General features: G+C 35.6%; 2 protein-coding genes. Both read left to right on the plus strand.

What is annotated here, in order from left to right:
* Window positions 1–874 (plus strand): fimbrial biogenesis chaperone (locus CAG58_RS10805; RefSeq protein ID WP_237666007.1); only part of this gene is annotated, 874 nt, incomplete at its 5' end.
* Window positions 875–879: 5 nt separating this feature from the next.
* Window positions 880–3,354, plus strand: a complete 2,475-nt coding sequence (locus tag CAG58_RS10810) for a fimbria/pilus outer membrane usher protein (RefSeq protein ID WP_161429683.1) — start codon at window positions 880–882, stop codon at window positions 3,352–3,354.
* Window positions 3,355–3,373: the final 19 nt, after the last annotated feature.

The raw sequence follows: 3,373 nt of genomic DNA on the forward strand, positions 1-3,373 counted from the left end.
ACTTATTATAGATCAAAAAAACAATAGTACTGATCATTATCTATTTTTAGATGTTAATCACAGATTTGCAGTAGATAGAGGAAGAAAAATGAGATTTTTAATATTTAATGTTCGAAATACTCTATTAGTATCAATTGGTTATTTTTTGTTTATGTCATCTTCTCTAGCTTCTGTAGTACTAACCAATACACGTGTTATCTATCCGGCGAGCAGTACAGAGCATACCATACAGTTCATGAATACGGATACTTTTCCGAACATTGTTCAGCTATGGACAGATACAGGGGATGCTCAATCGACGCCCGAGTCTGCTGATGGTCCATTTGTTCTGTTGCCACCGATTTTTAAGGTGAATCCAGATAGTGGGCAGTCTGTCAGAATGATTTATACCGGTGAGAGCTTGCCTCAGGATAGAGAAAGTGTTTTTTATTTGAATTTTCTCGTCATTCCTCCAAAAATGGAAGAAACACAGGATCAAAATCAATTACTGATTGTATTGCGTAATCGTGTAAAGATATTTTACCGTCCATCTTCAATTCAAGGTTCTCCAGGGCAATCCATTGCAAAAATGTCAGCAAGTTTAGCTTATAATAAATATGGTGAACCAAGTAAATTAATACTAAAAAATGACTCTGGTTATTACATTAACCTGTCAAACTTAAATATTGATAAAGGTTCTTTCCGATATAATTTTGGACCAACAATGATTGATCCATATAGTGATTTAACATTAGATAATATTTTACGTAAAGAAACTATCGCAAAAAAAGAGTCACCTAAAGAAGATGACGCAATATTAAATTTTGCATATGTTAATGACTATGGAGCACATGTTCCAACTACGGCGAAAATAAATATTTTGACTGGGAATTAGTACCGATGTTTCCTGATATAAATAAAATTAAATTAACACTTTTGTTTTTTTTGTTTTTCTCTATGGAAGTTTATGCTACAGAGAGAAGTTTTTCATTTGATAGCTCATTATTGTTAGGTTCTAATGATGATAATAATCTAAGCAATATCATTGATAATTTATTAAATGAATCATTAGCACAAGAAGGACAGTATAGTGTAGATGTTTATATAAATAATCAATTTCACCGACGTGAATTGGTAAGCATGGTCAATAAAAGGAATGAGGTTATACCTTGTTTTTCAGTTAGTTACTGGAAAGGGTTAGGTGTAAACGATGCATATATATTAACAATAGATGATGAAGACTGTGCAACTGTTCAGGACTTAACTTTTGATCTCAATCGTTCAAATTTAAGACTTTCTTTATTTGTTCCACAAGCTTATATGGTCTCTTTACCTCGAGGTTATATTAACCCTGAGCAATGGGATTTTGGAGAATCTGCATTATTTATCAACTATGATGGAAACTATTTTCATTCCAAACAAACATCTGGTTTAAGTAATAGCGAGAATAGTAGTTTGTTTACTGGTATGCGGATTGGTGGAAACGTTGGTAATTGGCGCTTTCGCAGTCAACTGAGCTACAGCCATACAGACTCAGGATTAAGAACACAAAGTGACTTTAACCATATACGTACTTATGCACAAACAGCATTACCTTCCTGGAAAAGTGAACTTACTTTAGGGCAAACTTTTACTTCAGATACTGTTTTTGATAGCGTAGGTTTTACTGGTGCTGAATTAAAATCAGATATTAGAATGAGGCCTCTTTCTCAACGAGGTTTTGCACCAGTGATCACTGGCGTCGCAAACTCTGTGGCAACAGTCACCGTATCTCAGCAAGGAAGACAAATATACCAGACAACGGTATCACCGGGGCCATTTGAGATTCGAGACCTTTATTCTACTTATTACCAAGGCGATTTAGATGTTTCTATAGAAGAAGCCAGTGGTAGAGTCGCGAATTTTACTGTTCCTTTTAACGCAGTATCTGGATCTATCCGCCCCGGACAGTTTAACTATAGTGTTTCAGTCGGCCAGCTACGTTTGACAGAAATATCAGATGAGCCCTACTTTATACAAGGTGTCTATGAGAGAGGTATTAGTAATAGTTTAACTACAAATTTCGGGATGCGAGTGTCAGAAAATTATTTTTCATCTGCACTAGGGGCTGTTTTAGGTACCCCAATTGGTGCATTAGGTTTGCGTTCAATATATTCTCATGCTGATATATATGGAAATACATATAGAGGTTGGCGCGCAGGAGCTGATTATTCTATCGGTTTTGACACAGGTACGACCTTAACTTTAGCTGGATATCGATATTCTACATCGGGTTATCGAACATTAAGTGATGTAGTGGCTGCAAATTCACAGAATGATACTAATACATCAATCGTTTTTAGTCAGTCAGAACGATCTCTACTGAGTTTAAATGTCAACCAGTCTTTAGCAAATATGGGGCAACTTTATTTTTCTGGCTCTCACACCAGTTATCGTGGTGAGAAAGATGCAGTTACTCAAGCTCAACTAGGGTACTCATCTCGTATAGGGAAAGCGACACTGAATCTTAATTATTCTAAGATTTATCAACAGGATAGATCTGGTTCTGATGATGTTGTAAGCCTTGGAATTTCAATTCCTTTAGGAGAAAGTAATTATCCAGCATTAATGTCATTAGGTGTAACACGCAATGACAATATGACAAGTTATCAGGCTGGTTTATCTGGTCAACTTGGTGATTTGGAAAATACAACGTATGGATTGAATTACTCTTTAGATGATGATAATTCGACTTATTCAGTAAGCCTAAATCAGTTAGCAGAAAAAGCTTCTTTTGGAACTACCTATAGCCAAAGTGAAAGTTATAAACAGTGGGGAGCAAATATTCGTGGTGGAGCAGTTATACATTCTGGTGGCGTTAACTTAAGCCAAAGTTTGGGAGATTCATTTGCAATAGTAAAGGCGAAAGATGCTAAAGGTGTCGCGATTCGTAACACACGAGGTGCAGCAATTTCAGGTAACGGTTATGGTATTATTAGTAATTTATCGCCTTACAGTATCAACCAAATATCTCTGGATCCTTCAACAATTAATAATAAAGATGTTGAGCTTTCAGAAACACAGTTTAGATTAATTCCAACAGCGGGAGCAATTTTAAGCTATGATGTTAGTACCCGTTTAGGCAAAGCATTGCTAATCCAGATATCTGGAGTAACATTGCCACCACTAGGTTCTGAAATTAAGGATGATGACAATATTAATATCGGTATGGTTTCACAAAGTGGACTTGCCTTTATTCGAGTTTCTAAACCTGTTGGCTCGCTATATATTCGTTGGGGAGAGTCAGAAGATCAGAAATGCACATTTGACTACGATATTTCTGATAAAATAAATAGTAATATAGATCTATTGAGGTTATCTACTACATGCAAATAATGTATTTATTTAATAAACA

It is taken from the genome of Vibrio sp. V31_P5A7T61 (genome assembly GCF_009904895.1).
Taxonomy (GTDB): Bacteria; Pseudomonadota; Gammaproteobacteria; order Enterobacterales; family Vibrionaceae; genus Vibrio; species Vibrio metschnikovii.